The following is a 24366-nucleotide window of genomic DNA, read 5'->3' as shown; positions in this document are numbered from 1 at the left end:
GGGGGTAGTTTGTATGAAGTATAGATCGGTTTTTGAAATTATCGGTCCTGTAATGATTGGACCATCATCGTCACATACCGCGGGAGCTGCCCGAATTGGCAGAGTTGCCAGGGATTTATTCGGCCGCCAGCCTGAGTGGGCAAGAATCCATCTTTATGGTTCATTTGCTGAAACGTATAAAGGACATGGCACGGATGTTGCAATTGTCGGGGGATTATTGGATTATGACACGTTTGATGAAAGAATAAAAACAGCTTTTGAGGATGCTGCAGCAGCCGGCATGACGTTTGAGTTCATTCCGGAGGAAGAGGAAGCTGATCATCCGAATACAGCAAAAATTGTTATTGGCGATAGTCAGGGAGAAATGGAGCTTGTAGGCATTTCAATCGGTGGCGGAACGATGGAAGTTACCGAATTAAATGGTTTCCCGCTTCGTCTATCGGGCCATTTCCCTGCGCTTCTTGTCGTACATGATGACCGTGCGGGTGTCATCGCAAATGTTTCTAATGCCATCGCTTCTCAAGGCATGAATATTGCCCATATGGAAGTTGGAAGAAAAGAAAAAGGGAAAATGGCGCTAATGGTTATCGAAGTCGACCAGATGTTTGATGAAACGCTAATAAATGAATTGAAATCTTTGCCGAATGTCACGCAAGTTTCGACATTGGCGAATTGAGGAGGGAAATAAGAAATGGAAGTTCTATTCGGTACAGTGAAGGAACTAGTAGCTCTCGCAGAAGAGCAAAATAAACCGATTTCAGAAATTATGATCGAACAAGAAATGCTCATTACAAGACGGTCACGTGAAGAGATCGTCGCGCAAATGGAAAATAATCTTGCGGTCATGGAGAGCGCAGTCGAACAAGGTTTGCAAGGCGTGAAATCGACTTCCGGTTTGACTGGCGGGGATGCTGTTCTTCTTCAAAATTATATTAAGACAGGCAAATCGCTGTCAGGCGATCTTCTATTAGATGCTGTTAGCAAAGCGGTCGCGACAAACGAAGTGAACGCGGCAATGGGTATGATTTGCGCCACTCCTACAGCAGGAGCAGCAGGAATCGTGCCTGGAACACTTTTCGCAGTTAAAGAGAAATTGAATCCGACTCGCGAACAGATGGTGAATTACTTATTCACTTCCGGTGCATTTGGGTTTGTCGTAGCGAATAATGCTTCGATTTCAGGGGCTGCAGGAGGATGCCAGGCAGAAACGGGATCGGCTGCTTCAATGGCTGCTGCCGCTATTGTTGAAATGGCTGGAGGGACGCCTCAACAAAGCGCAGAGGCTTTTTCAATCGTTATGAAAAACATGCTCGGCCTCGTCTGTGATCCGGTTGCGGGTCTAGTGGAAGTACCCTGTGTGAAACGAAATGCGATGGGAGCCGCGAAAGCTCTTGTCGGAGCGGATATGGCTTTAGCAGGAGTTGTCAGCAGGATTCCTACGGACGAAGTGATTGAGGCGATGCATAGAATCGGCCAATCAATGCCTTCCGCACTCAGAGAAACCGCAAAAGGGGGCTTAGCGGCCACACCAACCGGAAAGGCGCTGGAAGCCCAGATCTTCGGAAAGGACAGAGCGGCGCGTGACACTGTCAATTCTTGATCCAGTCACAGCACTGAAAGGTGTAGGTAAGGCGTCTGCTGAACAATTTCAAAAATTGGGAATCGAAACGATTGAAGAATTGATCAATACATTTCCATACCGCCATGAAGATTTTAGACTAAAGAATTTGGCTGAAACGCCGCATAATGAACGGGTTACGATTGAAGGAAGGGTCGAAAGTGAGCCTTCCGTTCTTTTTTTAGGAAGGAATAAATCCCGTCTACAAATTCGGTTGCTTGCAGGAAATCATCTTGTCAAAGCGATTTTCTTCAATCAACATTACTTGAAGGATCGACTTTCAATCGGAATGATTGTTACGGTGACAGGTAAATGGGATCGCGGCAGGCAAGTGATCAATGTCAGCAATTTTAGCGAAGGACCGAAAACGGACCATGCAGATTTTGAACCTGTATACAGTTTGAAAAACGTCATGTATTTAAAGACATTCCGAAAATACATGAGACAGGCGCTAGATTTGTATAGCGGCGAAATGGAAGAAATACTTCCGCTTTCATTACGGGAAGCATATATGCTGCCTTCCATTGGAGAAGCACTAGAAATGGTTCATTTTCCAAAGTCCCCGAATGATGTAAAACAGGCGCGTAGACGTTTCGTATATGAGGAACTGTTGAAATTCCAGTTGAAGATGGTCGGAATGAAGAAAATCCGGAAAGAGAACGAAAAAGGAACTCCGATTCACTATGATCTTGACCGGTTAAAAGAGTTTATTTCTTCCTTGCCTTTTGAACTGACAAATGCGCAGAAAAAAGTTGTGAATGAACTTTGTGCTGAATTAAAAAGTCCGACGAGGATGAACCGTCTCTTGCAAGGTGATGTAGGTTCAGGGAAGACGGTCGTAGCAGCGATCGCTCTATTTGCGGCGATAACAGGAGGATTTCAAGGGGCTCTTATGGCGCCTACGGAAATTCTTGCAGAGCAGCATGCCAATTCCTTATCATCATGGCTTGAACCGTTCGCCGTGAAAGTCGCTTTTCTTTCAGGATCCACGAAAGGCAAGGCGAGAAGGATCATTATCGAAAAATTGCAGAGCGGGGAAATCGATCTGCTGATCGGAACGCACGCATTGATTCAACCAGATGTCAGTTTTTCTAATTTGGGTCTCGTAATCACCGATGAACAGCACCGGTTCGGTGTTGAACAACGTCGTGTGCTCAGGGAAAAAGGGCTGAATCCCGACGTTCTTTTCATGACGGCGACTCCGATACCTCGTACGTTGGCGATCACTGCATTTGGGGAAATGGATGTTTCCATCCTTGATGAAATGCCTGCTGGACGAAAAAAAGTCGAGACGTATTGGTTGAAAGAGGAATCCTTATTGCCGGTACTGCGGAAAATGGAGAAGGAATTGCAAGCAGGAAGGCAATCGTACGTCATTTGTCCATTGATCGAGGAGTCGGATAAGCTCGATGTGCAAAATGCGGTCGACGTCCACTCCCAGCTCACCCACCATTTCGCTGGTCGGTATACGGTCGGTCTTATGCACGGAAGACTTCATCCCGATGAGAAAGACGCAATCATGAGGGACTTCAGTGAAGGGAAAATCGATTGCCTTGTTTCTACGACGGTTGTAGAAGTTGGTGTGAACGTTCCAAATGCGACATTCATGCTCATTTATGACGCCACCCGTTTCGGGCTCGCCCAACTCCATCAGTTACGGGGGAGGGTCGGCAGGGGAGCGGATCAATCCTATTGTGTCCTTCTTGCCGATCCGAAAAACGAGGAAGGGAAAGAGCGGATGCAATCGATGACCGAGACGAATGACGGCTTCGTCTTAGCGGAAAAGGACCTTGAGCTCAGAGGAGCAGGAGACTTCTTCGGCAAGAAGCAAAGTGGAATGCCCGAATTCAAAATGGCCGACCTCGTGCATGACTACCGCGCATTGGAAACAGCACGTCAAGATGCCGAGAAGATGCTAGCATCCGATAGCTTCTGGACCTCTCCGGAATATAAATTCTTAAGAGAAGACTTGGAACAATCCGGCGCTCTTTCACAGGAACGCATGGATTAATATTGGTTACGAGGATAGACCTGCTGGTATATAGTTGCCGGTGGGTCTTTTCGCCTTTTCAAAGGTCGGTGAAGAGGTAGGATAGTAAAAAACTAAATGCATCAATCAATGTTTTGTAGAAATCAATGATGAACTATGATAATATACTGGTATTAGTACCAAGTGCTAATCCGGAAGGGTGAAACGAGTGAGAGTGCCAAAAAGGGAGAGGCAGCGCCAGCTTGAAATGAGCCTCGAACAAAATCCTTTTCTGACAGACGAAGAGTTAGCGAAACAATTTAAAGTAAGCGTTCAGACGATTCGATTAGACCGATTGGAATGTGGTATTCCGGAATTACGTGAGCGATTGAAAACAGTAGCCGCACGAACAATGGATGCAGAGGTGAAATCTCTTCAGTCCGATGAAGTGATCGGTGAAATCGTTGATATCGAGTTGGACAAGAGGGCAATTTCCTTATTCGACGTCACTGACGATCATGTCTTTCGAAGAAGTGGAATAGCTCGTGGCCATCATTTATTTGCGCAAGCGAACTCTTTGGCCGTTGCAATTCTCGATGATGATCTTGCTCTGACAGTCACATCGACACTCAATTTTTTGAAGCCTGTTAGATCGGGTGATCGCGTCATTGCACGCGCTACTGTGGATAAAGGGCGCTCAAATGAAAAGAGGACCTTTGTAGATGTTATTTCTACAGTCGAAAACGAGACTGTTTTTACAGGTGAATTCCAGATGTACCAGACTACGAACCACAGTAGGAGGGAATTATAATGATCATTGCTTTAGATGGGATGGGCGGAGATAACGCACCAGGTGAAATCATTGCAGGTGCTCTTCTAAGTTTATCGGAATTTGAAGATATACATATACATATTTATGGAAATGAAGAGAAGATGGCTCAGTATTTGAAGGAGCATCCACGTTTAAAAGTGATCCATTGTACAGAGAAAATCGAAGCAGAAGATGAACCGGTCCGTGCAATCAGACGGAAAAAAGATGCTTCGATGGTCAGAATGGCGCAAGCTGTAAAAGATGGCACAGCTGATGCTTGTGTCTCTGCTGGGAACACGGGTGCGCTAATGGCGGCCGGTCTTTTCATCGTCGGACGCATTGAAGGCATCGATCGCCCGGCATTAGCGCCGACGTTGCCGACGATTGACGGACAAGGGTTCGTTTTCTTGGATGTCGGGGCAAATTCAGACGCAAAGCCTGCTCATTTGCAGCAATATGCTATCATGGGCAGCATTTATGCAGAAAAAGTCCGTGGAATTCAAACACCACGCGTCGGTCTATTGAATATCGGAACTGAAGTAGGCAAAGGAAATGACCTGACAAAAGCAGCATACGATCTTCTTTCTGAAGCGCCTATTCAATTTGTCGGAAATGTCGAATCAAGGGATATTTTGAGTGGGCCGGCAGATGTTATTGTAACTGACGGATTTACAGGAAATATGGTATTGAAAACGATTGAAGGAACAGCTCTCGGATTCTTTTCGATGCTGAAAGAAGTATATGGTGCCTCATTGAAGTCGAAGCTGTCTGCTGCAATGGTGAAAGATGGCCTCAAAGGTTTGAAAAAGAAAATGGACTACACGGAGTATGGCGGAGCAGGTTTGTTCGGTTTGAATTCTCCAGTTATAAAAGCACACGGCTCCTCGAATGCCAATGCGATATTAAACGCGATTAGACAAGCAAGGACTATGGTCGAATTCGATGTATGCGGAACAATTAGAAGGACAGTTGGAAAGGTGGAAGCGGAATGACGAAAGTAGCGTTTATATTCCCGGGTCAAGGTTCGCAATCAGTAGGAATGGGAGCGGAGTTTTTCAAAAGTGGGGGTAATTTCCTTGAACGAGCAGATGAAGTGTTGCAGTTCGGCTTAAGCCGCTTACTTACAGAAGGCCCCCAAGAGGAGCTGACATTGACGTATAATGCCCAACCCGCCTTATTGACAGTCGGCGCTATGATCGCTTCAAAGCTTGTGGAAGAAGGCATTACGCCTGACTATACGGCTGGTCACAGTCTAGGTGAATATACTGCACTTGTCGCTTCGGGAGTACTGTCGTTCGAAGACGGCGTATCGGTCGTTCATCAACGCGGTCTATTCATGAATGATGCAGTACCTGCGGGTGAAGGAGCGATGGCAGCCATTCTTGGATTGGATGGCGAAAAGCTTCAAGAAGTGACGGATTCCATAACGGAAAAAGGCGACCCTGTCCAACCGGCAAACTTGAATTGCCCAGGGCAAATTGTTATTTCTGGCACGAAAGCAGGAGTCGAAAAAGCTTGCGTGGAACTTAAAGAAGCTGGGGCGAAACGAGCGATTCCTCTCGATGTGAGCGGACCTTTCCATTCATCCCTCATGAAGCCTGCAGCAGAACGTCTGAAAAAAGCTTTGGATGAAGTGGAAATGAAAGATACCTCTATCCCTGTCGTAGCAAATGTAAATGCAGAAACAGTTTCCGACCGCGAAGAAATCAAACAGTTGCTCGTGGAACAATTATACTCTCCGGTCCGTTGGGAAGATTCTGTCCGTGAGTTGATCAACCTTGGAGTCACACATTTCATCGAATGTGGTCCTGGAAAAGTGCTCAGTGGTCTTGTAAAGAAAATTGATAGATCTGTTACTGTGCTCCCTGTCTACGACGAAGAGACATTACAAGCAGTCATCGATGCATCGAAAGGGTGGGAATAATGGGTAGATTTGATGGAAAAACTGCGATTGTCACTGGCGCTTCAAGAGGAATCGGGCGCGAGATTGCGATTCTGCTAGGTAAAGAAGGTGCCCGTGTAGCGGTCAATTACAGTGGCAGTCAAGACAAAGCTGAAGAAGTCGTTGAATTGATCAAACAATCCGGCGGAGACGCTTTTGCTATTCAAGCAAACGTTTCAGATGCTGAACAAGTGAAACAAATGATTGACGAGACATTGAAAACATTCGGTTCAATTGATATGCTCGTAAATAATGCTGGAATCACACGTGATAACTTATTAATGCGCATGAAGGAAGACGAATGGGATGATGTCATCAACATCAACTTAAAAGGTGTCTTCCTCTGCACAAAAGCTGTGACACGCCAAATGATGAAGCAGCGTGCTGGGAAGATTGTCAACCTTGCATCGATCGTCGGTGTCATCGGTAATCCGGGACAAGCAAATTACGTCGCTGCAAAAGCCGGCGTAATCGGCTTGACGAAAACGACAGCAAGAGAGCTTGCTTCAAGGAATATTACCGTGAACGCGGTCGCTCCAGGTTTCATTACAACCGACATGACTGACGCTCTTCCTGAAGACGTGAAAGAGCAAATGCTAGCGACGATTCCTTTAGGAAAACTAGGATCCGCAGAAGACGTAGCAGGCGCAGTAGCATTCCTATTATCGAATGATGCAAACTATATTACCGGCCAGACTATAAACGTCGATGGTGGAATGGTGATGTAAGAATTTTAATATTGGAAAGGAGCGAAAGGCGGCGACTCCTGCGGGAAAAGCGTCAGCAGAAGACCCCGCAACGAAGCGTAGCGAAGTGAGGAGGCTGAAGCGACGCCCGCGGAAAGCGTCCGCCTGTAGCGAGTTTCCTGTATACATATTTGAAGGGAGGTGACTATGTTGTCAGTACTAGAACGTGTAACGAAAGTGGTTGTCGACCGTCTTGGTGTCGATGAAAGCGAAGTGAAACCTGAAGCTTCTTTCCGTGATGATCTTGGCGCAGACTCTTTGGATGTCGTTGAGCTAGTTATGGAACTAGAAGATGAGTTCGATATGGAAATTTCCGATGACGATGCTGAAAAGATCGGAACTGTCGGTGATGCAGTAAAATATATCGAAGAAAAAGTTAATTAATTTTAGTCGTATTCCGAAAAACGGGCGCGTAATTATATGACGTATTTCCCTTGAGATGCTTTCAACCTTTCTTTTGATACGAAAGGAATGAAAGTATCTCTTTTCGGTTTTGCATGTATGGCACGAACAATGTAAAATTAAATGGACTATGAACTGAAAGGCAGAATCTTAATGACAAATAAACGGAATATAAAAAGTAAATACCCTATAGTCCCTCTTCCAAGCGAGGTGCGTAAAAAATTCGAAGATCTACAACAGCGTCTCGACATCCAATTTAAAGACGTATCTCTTCTATACAACGCATTCACTCATTCGTCTTATGTTAATGAGCACCGCAGAAAAAACTTCACGGATAACGAAAGGCTCGAATTCCTCGGGGATGCCGTACTCGAGCTCGGTGTGTCACGTTTCCTTTATGCGACTGAACCAAATATGAGTGAAGGTGAGTTGACGAAATTACGGGCTGCCATTGTTTGTGAACCTTCTCTCGTCAAGTTTTCGAATGAACTCCATTTTGGTGATTTTATTTTACTTGGCAAAGGTGAAGAGCAGACGGGCGGCAGATTACGGCCAGCACTGCTTGCGGACGTATTTGAAGCATATATTGGCGCTTTGTTTTTGGATCAAGGAATGGAGCCAGTCACCCATTTCCTTGAAAAGGTTGTATTCCCGAAAATCGGGGACGGTGCTTTTTCGCATGTGATGGATTATAAAAGCCGCTTGCAGGAAATCGTACAACAGACGAACAGCGGTAGCTTGAACTATGAAATTGTCGAAGAAAAAGGTCCTGCGCATGCGAAAAAGTTTGTCACTGTCGTTAGATTGGAAAATCGTGAATTAGGGACCGGAATCGGTAGGTCTAAAAAAGAAGCCGAGCAGGAAGCGGCCCGTCAAGCCATCCAAGTATTAAAAGGTAATGAGGCCGAAGGGGAGAACTGATTGTGTTTCTGAAGAGAGTTGAAATTATTGGGTTCAAATCATTTGCTGAACGGATAGGCATCGATTTTGTTCCTGGCGTAACAGCCATCGTAGGTCCGAATGGAAGTGGAAAGAGCAATATAACTGATGCGATCCGTTGGGTGCTCGGCGAACAATCGGCCAAATCTCTCCGAGGTGCGAAGATGGAAGATGTCATTTTTGCAGGGAGTGATTCCCGGAAGCCGCTTAATTATGCGGAAGTGACGCTCATCCTCGATAATACGAATGGCCTTTTTCCGCTTGATTACACGGAAATTAGCGTGAGTCGCAGGGTATTCCGTTCGGGGGAAAGTAATTACTTATTGAACGGTCAACAATGCCGATTGAAAGATATTAATGATGTTTTCATGGATTCCGGTTTAGGTAAGGAAGCTTTTTCAATCATTTCCCAAGGACGGGTAGATGAGATACTGAACAGCCGGCCGGAAGATAGACGAAGTATATTTGATGAGGCAGCTGGCGTGTTGAAATACAAAACACGCAAAAGGAAAGCTGAACATAAGCTTTTCGAAACGGAAGACAATTTAGATCGTGTACTTGATATTCTCAAGGAATTGGATACAAGAATTGGCCCTCTTGAAAGGAATGCCGAAGCGGCCGAAAAACATCAGTTGCTGTCCGCGGAAATTAGAGAAGCGGATGTCCGCCTTCTAAATCATGATGGTGCGAAATTGCGTGAAGAAATCATTGCGAAAACGGGCCGGATCGAAGAAAAGCGATTGGAGCGCGATCGATTAGTATCGGAAATATCAAAGGCTGAACAAGAGTCCAATGCACATAAGATGCGACTGGCCCAAACAGACCGAAATATTGAAACGCTTCAAAAGCAATTAGTGGAAATCAGTGCGGAGTCCGAAAAATGGGAAGGTCGTCGTCTCTTATCACTTGAAAAACAGAAAAATTCTGAGCAGCAACTTAAGCGGATCCGACAAGAATTAGCGGAAGCTGAAAGCAATAAAGAAGACCTTGTTGTCAAATTGGCCGCTGCAAAAGAGAAATTAGCTATAACAGGATCGGAACTGGAAAAGATTAATTCGGAGATAAACGAAATTACTCAAATCCTGAAAAGGTCGGCAAAAGAGACTGAAAATGAAATCGACGAATTGAAGTCTAGCTATATCGAAATGTTGAACGAAGAAGCGACGATTCGGAATGATTTAAAGCATATCGAGGAACGGATGCAAGGTGAAAAAACTTCTTCTGTCCGAATCTCAGAACAAACTTCCGTATTGAAAAGCAGACTTCAAGAGTTGAAGGCAAAAAGATCTATCCAGTCGGTTGAACTCTCCTCTTTGCAAGAGAAGAAGGAGGAGGCGGAGGCCGCTTTCAAGCAGTCTGAAACACTTTATCGTGAAGCTGAAGAGGAATTGACAACCCAACAGCAATTTATGCAAAATGCGATGAACAAGCAGTCTGAAATGCAAGGTAGGCTGCGTGTACTCCAAAGCTTGGAAGCTGATTTTTCAGGTTTCTATTCAGGTGTCAAAGCTGTGCTGATTGCGGCTAAAGAAGGAAGATTGCGCGGTGTAGATGGAGCTGTCGCAGAGCTGATCACAGTCGGAGATTCCCATATAAAAGCGATTGAAACTGCTTTGGGCGGCGCGATGCAGCATATCGTCACGTCGACGGAGGCGGAGGCGCGGAATGCAATCGGTTATCTGAAGCAGAAAAATGCTGGTCGTGCGACATTTTTGCCGCGTGATGTCATAAAGTCTAGGAAACTTCCGATAGCATCCCTCCGTATTGTGGAGCAGCATCCCGAATTCGTCGGCACAGCTGATCAGCTCGTGCAGACGGATGAAGCGTTTTCCGTCATTACGGAAAACTTACTTGGAATGACAATTGTTGCTAGAACATTGGCTGGAGCTTCAGCTATCGCCAAATTGTTAGGATATAAATTCCGGATTGTTACACTTGACGGAGATGTCGTGAATGCCGGCGGTTCGCTTACTGGCGGAGGAGCGAAAGGGCAGTCGACAGTGTTCTCACGTAAAGCGGAATTGGAAACGCTAAGTACACAACTATCAAGAATGTCCGCCTCCATTAAAGCGGCTACTAGCAAAATAGGCAATTCAAAAATGTCTGTCGCACAGCATATGCATGATACGGAGAAGTATCGGCAACTGCGGGATGCAACTCGACAAGAAATGATTGCAATCGAATCCGTCATTCGGGAACTGGATATGGAAATTAGAGCAATCGAGTCGGAAATCTCATTAGCTGAAAAAGGAATTGAAGGCTCGGAAAGCGTTGGGGCAGAACTCCAAAATAGGAAAAAGAAATTGCTTGAACGGCATGAATTCATCAAGTCATCGTTGGATTCCACCCAGAAGGAAGTTGAAACACTCGAGCGTTTGGCTGCGGATCGTCGAAATGAAGAAACTGCGTTGATGACTAAAAATAGCGAGCTCCGGGAGCAGGCTGCCATCCTTCGAGAACAGAAAGGACATCAACAGTCTACGATCGCAGAGATGGAGCAATCGCTAAACCAACTGGAACAAAAAATGGCCAATTTGGTATCCGACCAAGAATTATACGCCGAGCGTGAATTAGGTATCGATCTCACACCAGAAGAAATAGCTGCACAAATAGATCGGTCGACGAGAGAGAAGTCGGCCATCGAACAATCATTATCTGATGAACGGGACAATAGGAATCAACTAGCCACTGTACTCGAAGAGCAGGAAGACCTTTTAAAACGTCTACGTCTCGAGGAAGGGAAGGCGGTCTCTTCGTTAAATGAAATAAATGTTGCAGCTTCACGTCTGGAAGTGAAATATGAATCCGTCACAAATCGCTTATTGGACGATTATGGCCTTTATCCTGATTTTGAATCGGAAAGTGACTTTGATGTGGATGTCACACGTAAACGTGTCGAGGAATTAAAAAGCGAAATCGAGTCTCTTGGCTCAGTTAATCCTAGTGCGATACAAGAATTCAAGGAAGTGTCGGAGCGTCACGCATTTTTGACAGAACAACGTAACGACCTGTTAGAAGCCAAAAACACTTTGAATGAAGCGATGTCAGAAATGGACCGTGAAATGGAAATGCGATTCAGTACGACGTTCAATGCAGTACGGAGTCGATTCCATACTGTTTTCAAGGAAATGTTCGGTGGCGGGGATGCAGATTTGATCCTTACTCAACCTGACAACTTATTGGAAACGGGAGTTGAAATCGTCGCTAGGCCGCCTGGTAAAAAGTTGCAGAATTTGAGTCTGTTATCGGGTGGTGAAAGAGCGCTCACTGCGATTACTTTGCTGTTCTCCATAATTGAAGTGCGTCCTGTTCCTTTCTGCATTTTGGATGAAGTTGAAGCTGCGCTCGACGAAGCGAATGTCATCCGGTACAGTAAGTACTTGAAGAAGTTCTCGGACAATACCCAATTCATCGTTATCACCCATCGAAAAGGGACGATGGAAGGGGCTGATGTCCTTTATGGAATTACGATGCAGGAGTCAGGAGTCTCGAAGTTGATTTCGGTCAAGCTTTCCGAAGTTCCTGCCGAAGTGTTAGGGTAAGTATTGACAGAAACGATAAAAGGAGAGAGTCGGATTGGCTTTTTTTAAGAAACTGAAAGAAAAAATCTCAGGCACAAATGAAACGGTAACTGAAAAATTTAAAGAAGGTTTGTCGAAAACCAGAAATTCATTCACCTCCAAGGTGAACGATCTCGTGGCACGTTTCCGTGAAGTCGATGAGGAGTTTTTCGAAGAGCTTGAGGAATTGTTATTACAGGCAGATGTAGGCGTTGAAACGGTCATGGAGCTAGTTGATGAATTACGTTGGGAAGTTCAACGGAAAAACATTAAAAATACTGAAGGCATCCAATCTGTCATATCTGAAAAGCTCGTGGAAATTTATAAGGCTGGCGAAGAGCTTGACACCGACTTGAATATGCAAGATGAATTGACTGTCATTCTCATGGTAGGTGTCAACGGTGTAGGAAAGACGACGACGATCGGGAAGCTTGCGGCGCGCCTGAAAGATGAAGGAAAGACTGTCATGCTTGCGGCTGGGGATACATTTCGGGCAGGTGCGATCGATCAGCTAGTCGTCTGGGGCGAGCGCGTCGGTGTTGAAGTGATTAGGCAATCGGAAGGGTCTGACCCCGCGGCGGTTATGTACGATGCCATTCGTGCAGCAAAAAGCCGTAAAGTGGACGTGTTAATTTGTGATACTGCCGGCAGATTGCAAAACAAAGTGAACTTGATGAATGAACTCGAGAAAGTCCACCGAGTAATTGGCAAGGAAATCGAAGGGGCGCCACACGAAGTCCTTCTCGCACTTGATGCGACGACTGGGCAAAATGCATTGATTCAGGCCCAAACGTTCAAAGAGGCGACGAACGTGACCGGAATCGTCCTCACGAAGCTTGACGGGACGGCGAAAGGCGGTATTGTATTAGCGATCCGCAACAAACTCAACATTCCTGTTAAATTTGTCGGCCTTGGCGAGGGAATGGACGATTTGCAGCCGTTTGATCCGGAAAAATATGTGTACGGTCTATTTGCAGACGGCTTGGAAAAAGAAGCGGAAGAATGATTGTTCATACTTTTCTTCTCGTCTAGACAAGTATTTTTACTTGACAGTTCATTTCCGGCATACTAAGATTAACAGAGGGGGCGAAGCGCAATGCTTGAAAAAACGACTCGCGTCAACTTCCTCTATGATTTCTATCAGACACTGTTGACCGAAAAACAAAGGGTTTACATGCAACTCTATTATCTCGACGACCTATCTCTCGGTGAAATCGCAGAAGAATACGGTGTGTCGAGGCAAGCTGTCTATGACAATGTCCGAAGAACGGAAGCTATGCTGGAAGATTATGAAGAAAAACTGAAGTTGTTCTCCAAATTCCGAAAGCGGATGGAGATTATTGATAAGCTGGAAGAGCTTATGCTCGGAGATGATGAAGCATCCAATGAAGTTCGTATTTTATTGAACTCATTGAAAGATCATGAATAGGGGGTTCTATGCATGGCATTTGAAGGTTTGGCCCAGCGCCTGCAAGGGACGCTTCAGAAAATAAAGGGCAAAGGTAAAATCAGTGAAGCCGACGTCAAGGAAATGATGCGTGAAGTGCGATTTGCACTTATTGAAGCCGACGTCAACTTGAAAGTCGTAAAAGAATTCATTAAGACAGTAAGTGAACGTGCTGTCGGTCAAGACGTCATGAAGAGTCTGACACCCGGCCAGCAAGTCGTGAAAATCGTAAAAGATGAATTGACGAACTTAATGGGCGGAGAACAAAACCCGATCCAATTTGCAAGAAAAGCACCAACAGTTATTATGATGGTTGGTTTGCAAGGGGCGGGGAAAACGACGACGACAGGCAAGCTCGCAACAGTCCTCCGTAAACGACATAATAAGAAACCGCTCCTAGTAGCGGCGGACGTTTATCGTCCAGCAGCGATCCAGCAATTGGAAACGCTCGGTAAACAATTGACGTTGCCTGTCTTTTCATTAGGGACGGAAGTTTCTCCGGTTGAAATTGCGCGCCAAGCGCTAGCAGAAGCCGAAAAGGAACATCATGACGTCGTCATCATCGATACGGCGGGACGCCTGCATGTCGATGAAAATCTAATGCAGGAATTGAAGGATATCCGAGAACTAAGCAAACCCGACGAAGTATTCCTCGTCGTTGATGCGATGACAGGGCAGGATGCTGTAAATGTAGCAAAATCATTTGACGAAGCAATCGGAATAACGGGAGTCGTCTTGACGAAGCTCGACGGAGACACTCGTGGCGGTGCTGCATTATCCATCCGTTCTGTTACACAAAAGCCGATTAAATTTGTCGGTATGGGTGAAAAGATGGACGCCTTGGAACCGTTCCATCCCGAGCGGATGGCATCCCGGATTTTAGGGATGGGAGACGTCATGTCTTTGATCGAAAAGGCGCAGGAAAGTGTAGACGAAGAGAAGGCGAAGGAGCTTGAACAAAAGTTCCGCACGCAAACATTTACGCTCGATGACTTCTTGGATCAGCTCCAGCAAGTGAAAAAGATGGGTCCTCTTGATGAAATATTGAAGATGATGCCTGGGATGAATAAAATCAAAGGGCTTGAAAATGCCCAAGTTGATGAAAGCCAGATGGGACGCGTAGAAGCAGTTATCCGTTCGATGACAATTGCGGAACGTACAACACCTGAAATTATTAATGCAAACAGACGTAAGCGGATTGCAAAAGGATCGGGAACTTCCATTCAAGAAGTAAACCGTCTATTGAAGCAATTCGAAGACATGAAGAAGATGGTCAAACAAATGACCAACATGCAGCAAAAGGGTAAAAAGAAAATGAAAATGCCTGGTTTCGACTCTTTATTCAGGTGAAAACTTGCAATTTCAACGTAATTTTAAGGTGTTAAGAAAAAACACTTTACAAACATGAAAAACCTTGATAATATACTATCTTGTGTGAAACTATTCGGAGGTGCAAGAAAAAATGTCAGTAAAAATTCGTCTTAAACGTATGGGAGCAAAGAAAACTCCTTTCTATCGTATTGTTGTAGCAGATTCACGTTCACCACGTGATGGTCGTCAAATCGAAACAGTAGGTACGTACAACCCACTTACAAAACCTGCTGAAGTGAAAATCGACGAAGAATTGGCTCTTAAATGGCTTCAAAACGGTGCTAAGCCTTCTGATACAGTTCGTAATCTGTTCTCAGAACAAGGCATCATGGAGAAATTCCACAACGCTAAATACGGTAAATAATCAGGAGGGGTGGACATGAAGCAGCTGATTGAAACGATTGTCAAACCTTTGGTCGATCATCCCGGAGATGTTCAGGTCGACAAAGATGAGCAACATCATCGTGTCACTTACAAACTTTCCGTAAACCCCGAGGATATGGGGAAAGTGATCGGAAAGCAGGGGCGTGTCGCAAAAGCGATACGAACTATTGTTTATTCAGCAGCGGGAAGTCGCCACGGTAAGAAAGTTTACCTTGATATTGTTGATTGACATTCGTCATGAACAACTGGTTTCCGAGAGCAGACTTAATGTTTGCAAAAGAAACTATCACAAAAAAGGAGGGAGCTCATGTTCCTTCCTTTTTTGTCTACTTATGAAATGCATCCAAGTCCCGATTGAAAAGGAAGGTGTATTGTATGCAATGGTTCAACGTTGGAAAAATTGTCAACACACATGGAATACAAGGTGAAGTACGCGTCATCTCACGCACCGATTTCCCGGATGAAAGATATTCGGTTGGAAATGAACTCTCTTTGTTCATGCCGAATGAAAAAAAGCCGATTAAGTTGATTGTAGCAAGTCATCGCCGCCATAAGAACTTCGATCTTCTCACATTTGAAGGGCATTACAATATCAACGATGTTGAAAAGTACAGAGACGGCTTATTGAAAGTATCTGAAAAGCAGCTGGGCGATCTTGGTGAGAACGAATTCTATTATCATGAAATCATCGGTTGCATTGTTTATACGGATGCTGGTGAAGAGCTAGGCGAAGTGACCGAAATAATCGAAACTGGGGCCAATGATGTGTGGACTGTAACTCCTAAAAATGGGAAACCACATTATATTCCATATATCGAAGATGTTGTCAAAGAAGTTGATATTGAAAAGAAACAAATTATCATTGAGCCGATGGAAGGACTTCTTTCATGATGAAAATAGATGTCCTTTCGCTGTTTCCTGAAATGTTCGAAGGCGTCCTGCATTCTTCCATTATGAAAAAGGCACAAGAAAACGAAGCTGTTTCCTTTAAAGTTACCGATTTCAGAGATTTCTCCGGCAACAAGCACCATAAAGTGGATGACTACCCATATGGAGGCGGTGCAGGGATGGTTTTGAAACCCGAGCCGCTCTTCGCTGCAGTCGAATCACTCGCCCTTGAAGAATCAAAGAAGCCGCGTGTCATCCTTATGTGCCCTCAAGGCGCTAGATTCAATCAGCAAAAGGCCGAGGAGCTTTCCAAGGAAGAACATCTAGTCTTCCTTTGTGGCCATTATGAAGGCTATGACGAGCGTATACGCGAGCATCTTGTCACAGATGAAATATCGCTCGGAGACTTCGTGCTGACAGGCGGGGAGATCGCATCCATGGCAATCATCGACAGTGTCGTTAGACTATTGCCCAATGTATTAGGAAACACGGATTCCCCTGTCCATGATTCATTCTCGACAGGGCTCCTCGAACACCCCCAATATACAAGACCAGCTGATTTCAGAGGAATGAAAGTGCCTGATATATTGCTTTCAGGAAACCATGCCGAAATCGAAAAATGGCGCCAAGAACAATCTCTAAGACGCACATTCGAACGCAGAAGAGACCTGTTGGTAGATGCCCCATTAACAGACCATCAACAAAAGGTATTGAAACAGTTAATTGAAAAAGAGACTGATTGATAGGCGTTTCGTTGATTGAAGCGAAAGGCGGCGACTCTTGGGGGATAAGCGGGACAGGTGAGACCCCGCAACGAAGTGAGGAGGCTCACCGCCCGCCCCCCGGAAAGCGACCGCCTGTAGCGAAAATCAACTTTTTGGGCTTGCATCAGTTAGCCCTTTATGATAATATCTACTATGTACTTCTATGGGGAGTACATACTGACTGGTGTTCCGCTGCAAAGGCAAAAAGTGCAAGAGCATCTGTGGATAAGGAGAGAAAAACATGCAAAACATTATTGCAGAAGTAACAAAAGACCAACTTCGTACAGACCATCCTGATTTCCGTCCTGGGGACACTGTCCGCTTGCACGTGAAAATCGTTGAGGGCACGCGCGAGCGTATCCAATTGTTCGAAGGTGTCGTTATCAAGCGTCGTGGTGGCGGGATCAGTGAAACATTTACTGTCCGTAAAATCTCCAACGGTGTAGGTGTTGAACGTACATTCCCTGTACACACACCGAAAATCGCTAAACTTGAAGTTACTCGTCGCGGTAAAGTACGTCGTGCGAAATTGTACTACCTTCGCAGCCTTCGCGGAAAAGCTGCACGTATCAAAGAAATTCGATAAAATTCAAACAGCGGGGATTACATCTCCGCTGTTTCCTATTCAACAGAAGGAGACCAAAAAAATGGTCTCCTTTCTTTTTGCCTCCATACTAAATAGAATGTACAATGAAGGTAGTGACTTGGCAGGAGGCTTTGTGATGAATGATGAGAAGAAAAAAAATGAAACTTGGGAATGGATAAAAGCGCTATTAATTGCGTTTGGATTGGCGGCAATCATCCGGATCTTCCTATTCACACCGATAGTTGTGGATGGTATTTCAATGATGCCGACGCTTGAACACGGCGACAAAATGATCGTCAACAAAATCGGCTACACACTCGGCAAACCCGACCGTTTTGACATCGTCGTATTTCATGCACCTGAAAAGAAGGATTACATTAAAAGGGTCATCGGCCTTCCAGGGGATAAAGTGGAATATAAAGATGATGTTCTCTACATTAACGATCAACCTTATGACGAACCATACCTTGATCAATATAAAGCCGAAGTAACAGAAGGCACTCTAACCGAAGATTTCACACTGGAAGAGAAAATCGGTATGCAGACAGTTCCCGAAGGCCATGTCTTCGTAATGGGTGATAACCGCCGGAAAAGTAAAGATTCCAGACACATAGGAGCAGTACCGATTGATGAAATTATAGGAAGCACAAAATTTATATTCTGGCCGATCAATGACTTCGGCATGGTGGACTGAAAGAAAGGATGAAATCAATGACCATTCAATGGTTTCCAGGCCATATGGCCAAAGCAAGACGTGAAGTGACGGAGCAATTGAAGCTTGTCGACATCGTATTCGAATTGATTGATGCTCGATTGCCTCTCTCTTCTAGAAACCCGATGATCGATGAAGTCATCCAGCAAAAACCGCGATTGCTCATTTTAAATAAAATGGACCTTGCAGACGAGAAGGAAACGGAACGTTGGATCAAACACTTCGATTCGAAAGGAATCCGTGCTGTTGCCATCAATTCCTTCGAAGGTAAAGGATTGCAAACAGTGACGAAGGCGGCGAAGGAAATACTTGCTCCGAAAATCGAGCGTCTGAAAAAGAGAGGCATACGACCAGGAGCAATTCGCGCCATGATTGTCGGAATCCCTAATGTCGGGAAGTCGACTTTGATCAACCGCTTGGCAAAGAAAAATATAGCGAAGACAGGAAACAAGCCAGGCGTCACAAAAGCACAGCAATGGATCAAATTCGAAAAGGAACTTGAATTGCTCGACACTCCCGGAATTCTTTGGCCGAAATTTGAAGACCAGGCTGTCGGTTATAAGCTTGCCCTTACAGGCGCAATCAAGGATACGATCGTTAATATGGAAAGCTTGGCGGTATATGGGCTTCGCTTTTTGGAGGAGCATTACCCCGACCGACTCGAGCAACGTTACGGGATCCCGACTGTAGGCGAGGATATCCAAAAAGTATTCGATGTGATCGGCGAGTCCCGAAAAGCATATACACAAGGCGGCGAAATCGATTACGACAAAGTGGCTGAGTTGATTATCCAAGATATCCGCAATGAGTTGCTTGGCAAACTGACTTTCGATTTTACGTCTGATTTAGTACAGGTCGATGACGTCACGGAATAAACCCGTGACTTATCGACCTTTTCTTATTGAGGGAGTCACAATCCGGATTTTTGTCCGATATATAAATAGAAGGTGAAGAAAATGAAAACGATTAAAGAAATTTCCGACATACTGAATCAAACCACGAACCCAGAGCCATGGATGAAAGAATTGGAAGACGACTACCGCGCAGGCGTCAAAACCGAATTGAAAAAATGGTATCGCAATTATGCGAAAAAACAACAGTTGGAAGAAATGCTGCAAGAAAAAATCGATTTCGATGCTGCATTTAAAACAGCCGAAGACACACTTGTCGCAGGTGTCGACGAGGCCGGCAGAGGGCCACTTGCAGGACCAGTCGTTTGTGCTACTGTCATATTGCCAAATGAAGCTCCGCAACTGCTTGGCCTTAATGATTCTAAAAAAATATCTGCCCAAGAAAGAAATCGATTAGCTTCTATTATTAAAGACATCGCGATCAGTTATTCAATACATATTCAATCAGCAGAAAGAATCGATCAAATAAACATCTATGCAGCTACTCGAGAATCAATGGAAATAGCTGTAACGAATCTACACATTCAACCGGATATCGTCTTGGCGGACGCCATGAAACTACAGCTTAGCTGCAAGACAGTTTCGATCATTAAAGGGGACGCTCAAAGTCTTGCCATAGCGGCCGCTTCCATTCTTGCAAAGACAACGAGAGATCAATTGATGGACGAACTTCATGAAGAATTTCCGATATACAATTTTAAGAAAAACGTTGGATACGGCACTGGAGAGCATGTGGAGGCGCTGCACCTGCATGGACCGTGTAAACACCATAGAAAGACGTTTGAACCTGTAAAATCGATTTTAGAAGGAAGGTGAGCTCCAATATGAATTATCCATCGATTCCCCGTTTTAGCAGTCAGTCCATATCTGTATCACAACAGCCTTTGACGATTCGGGAAGGCCAAATGTTTCATGGGCAAATTAAACAGCTTTATCCTGGCCAGATGGCTGAAGTGCAAATCGGTGGACAAAAATTGATGGCAAGACTTGAAGTGCCCATGAAAGCGGGCGACGCTTATTATTTTCAAGTGAAATCAGTCACTCCTGAACTACAAATCAAAGTAATTTCAGGACCTTTACAAGCAACTGAAGGACAAGCGAGGCAATTGTCAAACTTAATGGATTCAATGCAACTCCCAAAATCTCCGGAGATGCAAAACGTATTAAATCATTTTTTGAATCAAAAACTTCCCATTTCCAAAGAAGTCTTGCTGGAAGCGGTTCAGCTGTTGAAAACAGTTCAACCATCTATTTATAATGACGCGCTCAACTCCATTCAGAAATTAGTCGATTTGAAATTACCACTTACCGAAGTCAATTTACAGTCACTACTAGGAGTAGAGATTAAAGAGGGACTCCACCAGAGCTTGAATGCATTAAGGAATGCATTAGCCGAAGATACAGGCATACAAACGCAGTTGAAGGAAACAATCCTTTCAACGTTAGGAGCTGGAGGCAAGCTGATAGCTTCTGCCATGGAAAGAGCGTTGTTGAGTACTGCGATGCTGCAAATGTTAAACGAAGCTGCTCCTCGAGAAGAACGATTCCAAGTTTTGCAGATACTGAAGAGCGCAGGGGTTATGCCTCCGAATGCAACGCTTGCCAATTTGCAGTCGATACTCCATTCAGATTTGATTGAAAGTACTGCAACGGTGCCGAAGATGGAATCAGGAAGTCAGACCATGGAGTCGCGCGCCATCAGCTCGTCGAACCCGACTCAAATAACGGCTTCCTCATTATTGGAAGCTTGGAAATCTATCTTACGAGCAGACTCTTCCGGTACCTCTGCAGGAGTAGAAGTCGAGTTAAGCCAACTGAAAAATTTACTCAAAAACGATTCTGTCCTGCAACAGCCCATTAGGCTTCAGCTGACAGCTCTTATAGAAGAATTGGAAAGCAATCCTTCTGTCGGAATTAGAAGCTCCCTAGTCGGTGAGCAGATCAGTAGGATGATGGTCAGCATGATATTAGAACAAAACCAAGCTATGCCGTTTCAGACTGAGATGACAACCGGTTTTGCGAAACTATTGAACTCTGAAAACGTTGATGTCAAGCTTCAAGAGCTTTTTCGGGCAATGGAGCAATCGTCTTTGCCTGTAACAAAGGAATTGATTCGGACTGCTCAAGCAGCTGTAGAGCTTGTGATTGACGGCAAAGTGATAAAAGAATCGATGCAAACCGTTTTCAAATCACTCGGACTTAATTATGAAGCGGAGTTGCTTCATCGAAATGCAGACGTTAGCAGGATAATGGAAACGCTCAAACCTCAATTGGTCGCTCTGTTGCATGACAGCATGGTTTCTCCTATATCTCGTGAAGCTGCAGAGATGGTAATTACGAGAATGAATGGTACGCTCTTACATTCTGGCGATACAGGTGTGAACCAGCAAATTATTATGCAGCTGCCCCTCGAGTTCCTCGGTAAACGGATTGACGCAACGCTCCAATGGAATGGAAGGAAAAAGGACGATGGTAAAATCGATTCGGATTTTGCAAGAATACTATTTTATTTGGAATTGGAATCGATTCATAAGACAGTCGTGGATATGCAAGTTCAAAATCGTGTCGTCACTTTAACGGTTTTCAATGAAACGCCACAATTAAGGGAGACCGGTCATCTTTTACATGAAAAATTACGTATGGGACTCGAATCGATTGACTATCGGCTGTCTGGAGTCACCTTTAAAAAGTTTGAGGAAGAAGGCAAAAGAGAGTCAAAAAGGCGGAATGAAATGATTTCAGATCAAGGTGGAGTTGACTTCCGAATATGACAGAACAAAAACACACTCGTAAAGAAGCAGTTGCGTTGTCCTATAATCCGAATGCTGGCGATGCACCGAAAGTTGTGGCAAAAGGAAAAGGAAAAATTGCGGAAAACATTTTGAACAAGGCGCAAGAGCATGACGTTCCAATACAAGAGGATCCGACACTGATCGAATTGCTAGGGCAGCTTGAGGTGAATGAAACAATTCCAGAGCAATTGTATCAGGCTGTAGCAGAAGTGTTTGCATACATCTATCAAGTAGATAGGGAGCATGAATCTCGAAAGAATAATAGGGCAGAATGACGAAAAGTATCAAATAATATCAAAAAATGCTTATATGCCTACAACAATTGTGGACATTATTTTACATCTTTACTACAATGGATACGGCAGTAAATTATGAGCTACAAGTTCGAATGGAGGATGTAAGATGAATATCCATGAATATCAAGGAAAGCAGCTGCTCAGAGATTATGGCGTTGCTGTTTCAAACGGTCGGGTAGCATTCTCACCCGATGAAGCTGTAAAAGCGGCAAAAGAACTCGGTACGGACGTTATCGTCGTCAAAGCGCAAATCCATGCAGGTGGACGTGGTAAAGCCGGTGGTGTTAAAATCGCTAAAAATCTTGACGAGGTACGCGAGTATGCAAAAGAGCTTCTTGGCAAAACCCTTGTGACCCATCAAACAGGCCCTGAAGGAAAAGAAGTAAAACGACTTCTCGTCGAAGAAGGATCTGATATCAAAAAAGAATATTATTTAGGTCTAGTCGTTGACCGCGCTACAGATCGCGTTACTTTAATGGGATCTGAAGAAGGCGGAATGGATATCGAGGAAGTCGCTGAAAAGACACCTGAAAAAATCTTCAAAGAAGTTATCGATCCTGTCGTCGGCTTAACAGGCTTCCAAGCGCGCCGGATGGCATTCAACATGAACATCCCTACACATCTTGTGAATAAAGCTGCAAAATTCATGTTAGGACTCTACCAAGTGTTTGTTGAAAAAGACGCATCAATCGTAGAAATCAATCCACTAGTTGTCACAGGTGATGACAATGTCTTAGCGTTGGATGCAAAATTCAACTTTGATGATAACGCACTATATCGTCATAAAGATATCGTGGAATTACGCGATTTCGATGAAGAAGATCCAAAAGAAATCGAAGCTTCCAAATACGACCTTAGCTACATATCTCTTGATGGCAACATCGGCTGCATGGTAAACGGTGCAGGTCTTGCTATGGCTACGATGGATACAATCAATTACTACGGCGGCTCGCCGGCCAACTTCCTTGACGTTGGGGGCGGCGCTACTGCTGAAAAAGTTACAGAAGCATTCAAAATCATCCTCTCTGACGATGCCGTCAAAGGAATTTTCGTCAATATTTTCGGTGGTATCATGAAGTGTGATGTAATCGCGGAAGGTGTAATTGCTGCTGCGAAAGAAGTAGGCCTTGAAGTGCCGCTAGTTGTCCGTTTGGAAGGTACGAATGTTGACAAAGGTAAAGCACTATTGAACGAATCAGGGTTAAATATCATCGCTGCTGACACAATGGCAGACGGTGCACAAAAGATTGTTGAACTCGTAGGCTAAGAAAGGCAGGGACAAACGATGGCAATTTATATTAATAAAGACACTAAAGTGATTGTTCAAGGTATTACAGGCTCAACAGCGCTTTTCCATACGAAGCAAATGCTTGAGTATGGTACGAAAATCGTCGGCGGCGTTACACTGGGCAAAGGCGGAACAGAAGTTGAAGGAGTTCCGGTTTTCAACACAGTTGAAGAGGCTGTAAAAGCTACAGGTGCAAATGTATCAGTCATTTACGTTCCAGCTCCATTTGCAGCAGATGCAATCATGGAGGCGGTTGATGCTGACTTGGATATGACAATCTGTATTACAGAACATATTCCGGTCATAGACATGATTAAAGTGAAGCGTTACATGGAAGGCAAAAAAACACGCCTTGTTGGACCGAACTGCCCAGGTGTCATTACATCTGATGAGTGTAAAATCGGTATCATGCCTGGATATATCCATACAAAAGGCCATGTAGGCGTTGTATCGCGTTCAGGAACATTGACTTACGAGGCTGTTCACCAACTTTCACAAGCGGGCATCGGTCAAACGACTGCTGTTGGTATCGGTGGAGACCCTGTAAACGGAACAAACTTCATTGACGTACTAAAAGAATTCAACGAAGATCCTGAAACTTATGCGGTTGTCATGATCGGCGAAATCGGCGGTACAGCTGAAGAAGAAGCGGCTGAATGGGTGAAAGCTAACATGAACAAACCTGTTGTCGGCTTCATCGGCGGTCAAACTGCACCTCCAGGAAAACGCATGGGCCATGCTGGCGCAATCATTTCCGGAGGTAAAGGTACAGCAGCTGAAAAAATCAAAGCAATGAATGCTGCAGGCATCGAAGTAGCCGACACACCTTCTGTAATCGGCGAAACGCTTATCAAAGTCCTTAAAGATAAAGGACTTTACGAAAAATGTAAAACTCATTGATCAACTGTACGGCATGCAGGTAAAACTGCATGCTGTTCTT

25 protein-coding genes are annotated in these 24366 nt (G+C 44.7%); all 25 read left to right on the top strand.

The window, feature by feature from the left end:
* The first annotated feature begins 13 nt into the window (after positions 1 to 13).
* The 25 genes from sdaAB (at position 14) to sucD (ending at position 24326) form a co-directional block, all read left to right on the top strand.
* Complete coding sequence (gene sdaAB / locus ACTHPA_RS07620; protein ID WP_440499555.1) at positions 14 to 676, top strand: L-serine ammonia-lyase, iron-sulfur-dependent subunit beta; 663 nt, start codon at positions 14 to 16, stop codon at positions 674 to 676.
* A 15-nt stretch (positions 677 to 691) separates the two neighbouring features.
* Positions 692 to 1600: an L-serine ammonia-lyase, iron-sulfur-dependent, subunit alpha gene (sdaAA, locus tag ACTHPA_RS07615; RefSeq protein WP_440499554.1), complete on the top strand. Its 909-nt coding sequence runs from the start codon at positions 692 to 694 to the stop codon at positions 1598 to 1600.
* The gene (gene recG / locus ACTHPA_RS07610; RefSeq protein WP_440499553.1) at positions 1581 to 3629 is read left to right on the top strand and encodes an ATP-dependent DNA helicase RecG; all 2049 of its coding nucleotides are present in this window, start codon (positions 1581 to 1583) and stop codon (positions 3627 to 3629) included. Before sdaAA ends, recG begins: the two co-directional genes overlap by 20 nt.
* Positions 3630 to 3816: 187 nt before the next feature.
* Positions 3817 to 4398, top strand: coding sequence for a transcription factor FapR (gene fapR / locus ACTHPA_RS07605; protein ID WP_440499552.1), 582 nt, complete (start codon positions 3817 to 3819; stop codon positions 4396 to 4398).
* Positions 4398 to 5390, top strand: a complete 993-nt coding sequence (plsX, locus tag ACTHPA_RS07600; RefSeq protein WP_440499551.1) for a phosphate acyltransferase PlsX — start codon at positions 4398 to 4400, stop codon at positions 5388 to 5390. Before fapR ends, plsX begins: the two co-directional genes overlap by 1 nt.
* A complete protein-coding gene (gene fabD, locus ACTHPA_RS07595) occupies positions 5387 to 6322 on the top strand; it encodes an ACP S-malonyltransferase (protein WP_440499550.1) in 936 nt (311 codons plus the stop codon). Before plsX ends, fabD begins: the two co-directional genes overlap by 4 nt.
* Complete coding sequence (gene fabG / locus ACTHPA_RS07590) at positions 6322 to 7068, top strand: 3-oxoacyl-[acyl-carrier-protein] reductase (RefSeq protein ID WP_440499549.1); 747 nt, start codon at positions 6322 to 6324, stop codon at positions 7066 to 7068. Before fabD ends, fabG begins: the two co-directional genes overlap by 1 nt.
* Positions 7069 to 7233: 165 nt before the next feature.
* Positions 7234 to 7470, top strand: coding sequence for an acyl carrier protein (locus tag ACTHPA_RS07585; RefSeq protein WP_440499548.1), 237 nt, complete (start codon positions 7234 to 7236; stop codon positions 7468 to 7470).
* A 171-nt stretch (positions 7471 to 7641) separates the two neighbouring features.
* Positions 7642 to 8409, top strand: coding sequence for a ribonuclease III (rnc, locus tag ACTHPA_RS07580; protein WP_440499547.1), 768 nt, complete (start codon positions 7642 to 7644; stop codon positions 8407 to 8409).
* A 2-nt stretch (positions 8410 to 8411) separates the two neighbouring features.
* On the top strand, positions 8412 to 11969 hold the full coding sequence (gene smc / locus ACTHPA_RS07575; RefSeq protein ID WP_440499546.1) for a chromosome segregation protein SMC: 3558 nt from the start codon (positions 8412 to 8414) through the stop codon (positions 11967 to 11969).
* A 34-nt stretch (positions 11970 to 12003) separates the two neighbouring features.
* Positions 12004 to 12993 carry a signal recognition particle-docking protein FtsY gene (ftsY, locus tag ACTHPA_RS07570; RefSeq protein WP_440499545.1) on the top strand — a complete coding sequence of 330 codons (990 nt, stop codon included), beginning with the start codon at positions 12004 to 12006 and terminating at the stop codon, positions 12991 to 12993.
* A gap of 90 nt (positions 12994 to 13083) precedes the next feature.
* The gene (locus ACTHPA_RS07565; RefSeq protein ID WP_440499544.1) at positions 13084 to 13416 is read left to right on the top strand and encodes a putative DNA-binding protein; all 333 of its coding nucleotides are present in this window, start codon (positions 13084 to 13086) and stop codon (positions 13414 to 13416) included.
* A 12-nt stretch (positions 13417 to 13428) separates the two neighbouring features.
* Entirely contained in the window at positions 13429 to 14784 is a 1356-nt protein-coding gene (gene ffh / locus ACTHPA_RS07560) for a signal recognition particle protein (protein WP_440499543.1), read from the top strand.
* A gap of 112 nt (positions 14785 to 14896) precedes the next feature.
* The gene (gene rpsP, locus ACTHPA_RS07555; protein WP_060209070.1) at positions 14897 to 15169 is read left to right on the top strand and encodes a 30S ribosomal protein S16; all 273 of its coding nucleotides are present in this window, start codon (positions 14897 to 14899) and stop codon (positions 15167 to 15169) included.
* A 15-nt stretch (positions 15170 to 15184) separates the two neighbouring features.
* Entirely contained in the window at positions 15185 to 15418 is a 234-nt protein-coding gene (locus ACTHPA_RS07550; protein ID WP_252503628.1) for a KH domain-containing protein, read from the top strand.
* A 146-nt stretch (positions 15419 to 15564) separates the two neighbouring features.
* Positions 15565 to 16080 (top strand): ribosome maturation factor RimM, encoded by a 516-nt coding sequence (rimM, locus tag ACTHPA_RS07545; RefSeq protein WP_440499542.1) that lies wholly within the window; start codon positions 15565 to 15567, stop codon positions 16078 to 16080.
* Complete coding sequence (trmD, locus tag ACTHPA_RS07540; protein ID WP_440499660.1) at positions 16080 to 16820, top strand: tRNA (guanosine(37)-N1)-methyltransferase TrmD; 741 nt, start codon at positions 16080 to 16082, stop codon at positions 16818 to 16820. The genes rimM and trmD overlap by 1 nt, the downstream gene beginning before the upstream one ends.
* Positions 16821 to 17082: 262 nt before the next feature.
* The gene (gene rplS / locus ACTHPA_RS07535) at positions 17083 to 17427 is read left to right on the top strand and encodes a 50S ribosomal protein L19 (RefSeq protein ID WP_239429775.1); all 345 of its coding nucleotides are present in this window, start codon (positions 17083 to 17085) and stop codon (positions 17425 to 17427) included.
* A 136-nt stretch (positions 17428 to 17563) separates the two neighbouring features.
* Positions 17564 to 18121, top strand: a complete 558-nt coding sequence (lepB, locus tag ACTHPA_RS07530; protein ID WP_440499541.1) for a signal peptidase I — start codon at positions 17564 to 17566, stop codon at positions 18119 to 18121.
* Between the two features lie 17 nt (positions 18122 to 18138).
* Positions 18139 to 19014 (top strand): ribosome biogenesis GTPase YlqF, encoded by an 876-nt coding sequence (gene ylqF, locus ACTHPA_RS07525; RefSeq protein WP_440499540.1) that lies wholly within the window; start codon positions 18139 to 18141, stop codon positions 19012 to 19014.
* 81 nt (positions 19015 to 19095) lie between these two features.
* A complete protein-coding gene (locus ACTHPA_RS07520) occupies positions 19096 to 19866 on the top strand; it encodes a ribonuclease HII (protein WP_440499539.1) in 771 nt (256 codons plus the stop codon).
* 8 nt (positions 19867 to 19874) lie between these two features.
* Positions 19875 to 21821, top strand: a complete 1947-nt coding sequence (locus ACTHPA_RS07515; protein WP_440499538.1) for a hypothetical protein — start codon at positions 19875 to 19877, stop codon at positions 21819 to 21821.
* Positions 21818 to 22117 carry an EscU/YscU/HrcU family type III secretion system export apparatus switch protein gene (locus tag ACTHPA_RS07510; RefSeq protein ID WP_440499537.1) on the top strand — a complete coding sequence of 100 codons (300 nt, stop codon included), beginning with the start codon at positions 21818 to 21820 and terminating at the stop codon, positions 22115 to 22117. The genes ACTHPA_RS07515 and ACTHPA_RS07510 overlap by 4 nt, the downstream gene beginning before the upstream one ends.
* A gap of 127 nt (positions 22118 to 22244) precedes the next feature.
* Positions 22245 to 23405 (top strand): ADP-forming succinate--CoA ligase subunit beta, encoded by a 1161-nt coding sequence (gene sucC / locus ACTHPA_RS07505; protein ID WP_440499536.1) that lies wholly within the window; start codon positions 22245 to 22247, stop codon positions 23403 to 23405.
* Between the two features lie 18 nt (positions 23406 to 23423).
* Positions 23424 to 24326, top strand: coding sequence for a succinate--CoA ligase subunit alpha (gene sucD / locus ACTHPA_RS07500; RefSeq protein WP_440499535.1), 903 nt, complete (start codon positions 23424 to 23426; stop codon positions 24324 to 24326).
* Positions 24327 to 24366 lie beyond the last annotated feature (40 nt).

Origin of the sequence: Sporosarcina sp. SAFN-015 (assembly GCF_051966875.1) — a bacterium.
Classification (GTDB): Bacteria; Bacillota; Bacilli; order Bacillales_A; family Planococcaceae; genus Sporosarcina.
Note: the sequence above shows the minus strand (reverse complement) of the source record. Positions and strands in the feature narration are given on the sequence as shown.

What these genes read in the sequence shown, in the direction of transcription:
- sdaAB (WP_440499555.1), top strand. Translation starts at nt 14, where the DNA reads ATGAAGTATAGATCGGTTTTTGAAATTATCGGTCCTGTAATGATTGGA.
- sdaAA (WP_440499554.1), top strand. Translation starts at nt 692, where the DNA reads ATGGAAGTTCTATTCGGTACAGTGAAGGAACTAGTAGCTCTCGCAGAA.
- plsX (WP_440499551.1), top strand. Translation starts at nt 4,398, where the DNA reads ATGATCATTGCTTTAGATGGGATGGGCGGAGATAACGCACCAGGTGAA.
- fabD (WP_440499550.1), top strand. Translation starts at nt 5,387, where the DNA reads ATGACGAAAGTAGCGTTTATATTCCCGGGTCAAGGTTCGCAATCAGTA.
- fabG (WP_440499549.1), top strand. Translation starts at nt 6,322, where the DNA reads ATGGGTAGATTTGATGGAAAAACTGCGATTGTCACTGGCGCTTCAAGA.
- ACTHPA_RS07585 (WP_440499548.1), top strand. Translation starts at nt 7,234, where the DNA reads ATGTTGTCAGTACTAGAACGTGTAACGAAAGTGGTTGTCGACCGTCTT.
- rnc (WP_440499547.1), top strand. Translation starts at nt 7,642, where the DNA reads ATGACAAATAAACGGAATATAAAAAGTAAATACCCTATAGTCCCTCTT.
- ACTHPA_RS07565 (WP_440499544.1), top strand. Translation starts at nt 13,084, where the DNA reads ATGCTTGAAAAAACGACTCGCGTCAACTTCCTCTATGATTTCTATCAG.
- ffh (WP_440499543.1), top strand. Translation starts at nt 13,429, where the DNA reads ATGGCATTTGAAGGTTTGGCCCAGCGCCTGCAAGGGACGCTTCAGAAA.
- rpsP (WP_060209070.1), top strand. Translation starts at nt 14,897, where the DNA reads ATGTCAGTAAAAATTCGTCTTAAACGTATGGGAGCAAAGAAAACTCCT.
- ACTHPA_RS07550 (WP_252503628.1), top strand. Translation starts at nt 15,185, where the DNA reads ATGAAGCAGCTGATTGAAACGATTGTCAAACCTTTGGTCGATCATCCC.
- rimM (WP_440499542.1), top strand. Translation starts at nt 15,565, where the DNA reads ATGCAATGGTTCAACGTTGGAAAAATTGTCAACACACATGGAATACAA.
- trmD (WP_440499660.1), top strand. Translation starts at nt 16,080, where the DNA reads ATGAAAATAGATGTCCTTTCGCTGTTTCCTGAAATGTTCGAAGGCGTC.
- rplS (WP_239429775.1), top strand. Translation starts at nt 17,083, where the DNA reads ATGCAAAACATTATTGCAGAAGTAACAAAAGACCAACTTCGTACAGAC.
- lepB (WP_440499541.1), top strand. Translation starts at nt 17,564, where the DNA reads ATGAATGATGAGAAGAAAAAAAATGAAACTTGGGAATGGATAAAAGCG.
- ylqF (WP_440499540.1), top strand. Translation starts at nt 18,139, where the DNA reads ATGACCATTCAATGGTTTCCAGGCCATATGGCCAAAGCAAGACGTGAA.
- ACTHPA_RS07520 (WP_440499539.1), top strand. Translation starts at nt 19,096, where the DNA reads ATGAAAACGATTAAAGAAATTTCCGACATACTGAATCAAACCACGAAC.
- ACTHPA_RS07515 (WP_440499538.1), top strand. Translation starts at nt 19,875, where the DNA reads ATGAATTATCCATCGATTCCCCGTTTTAGCAGTCAGTCCATATCTGTA.
- ACTHPA_RS07510 (WP_440499537.1), top strand. Translation starts at nt 21,818, where the DNA reads ATGACAGAACAAAAACACACTCGTAAAGAAGCAGTTGCGTTGTCCTAT.
- sucC (WP_440499536.1), top strand. Translation starts at nt 22,245, where the DNA reads ATGAATATCCATGAATATCAAGGAAAGCAGCTGCTCAGAGATTATGGC.
- sucD (WP_440499535.1), top strand. Translation starts at nt 23,424, where the DNA reads ATGGCAATTTATATTAATAAAGACACTAAAGTGATTGTTCAAGGTATT.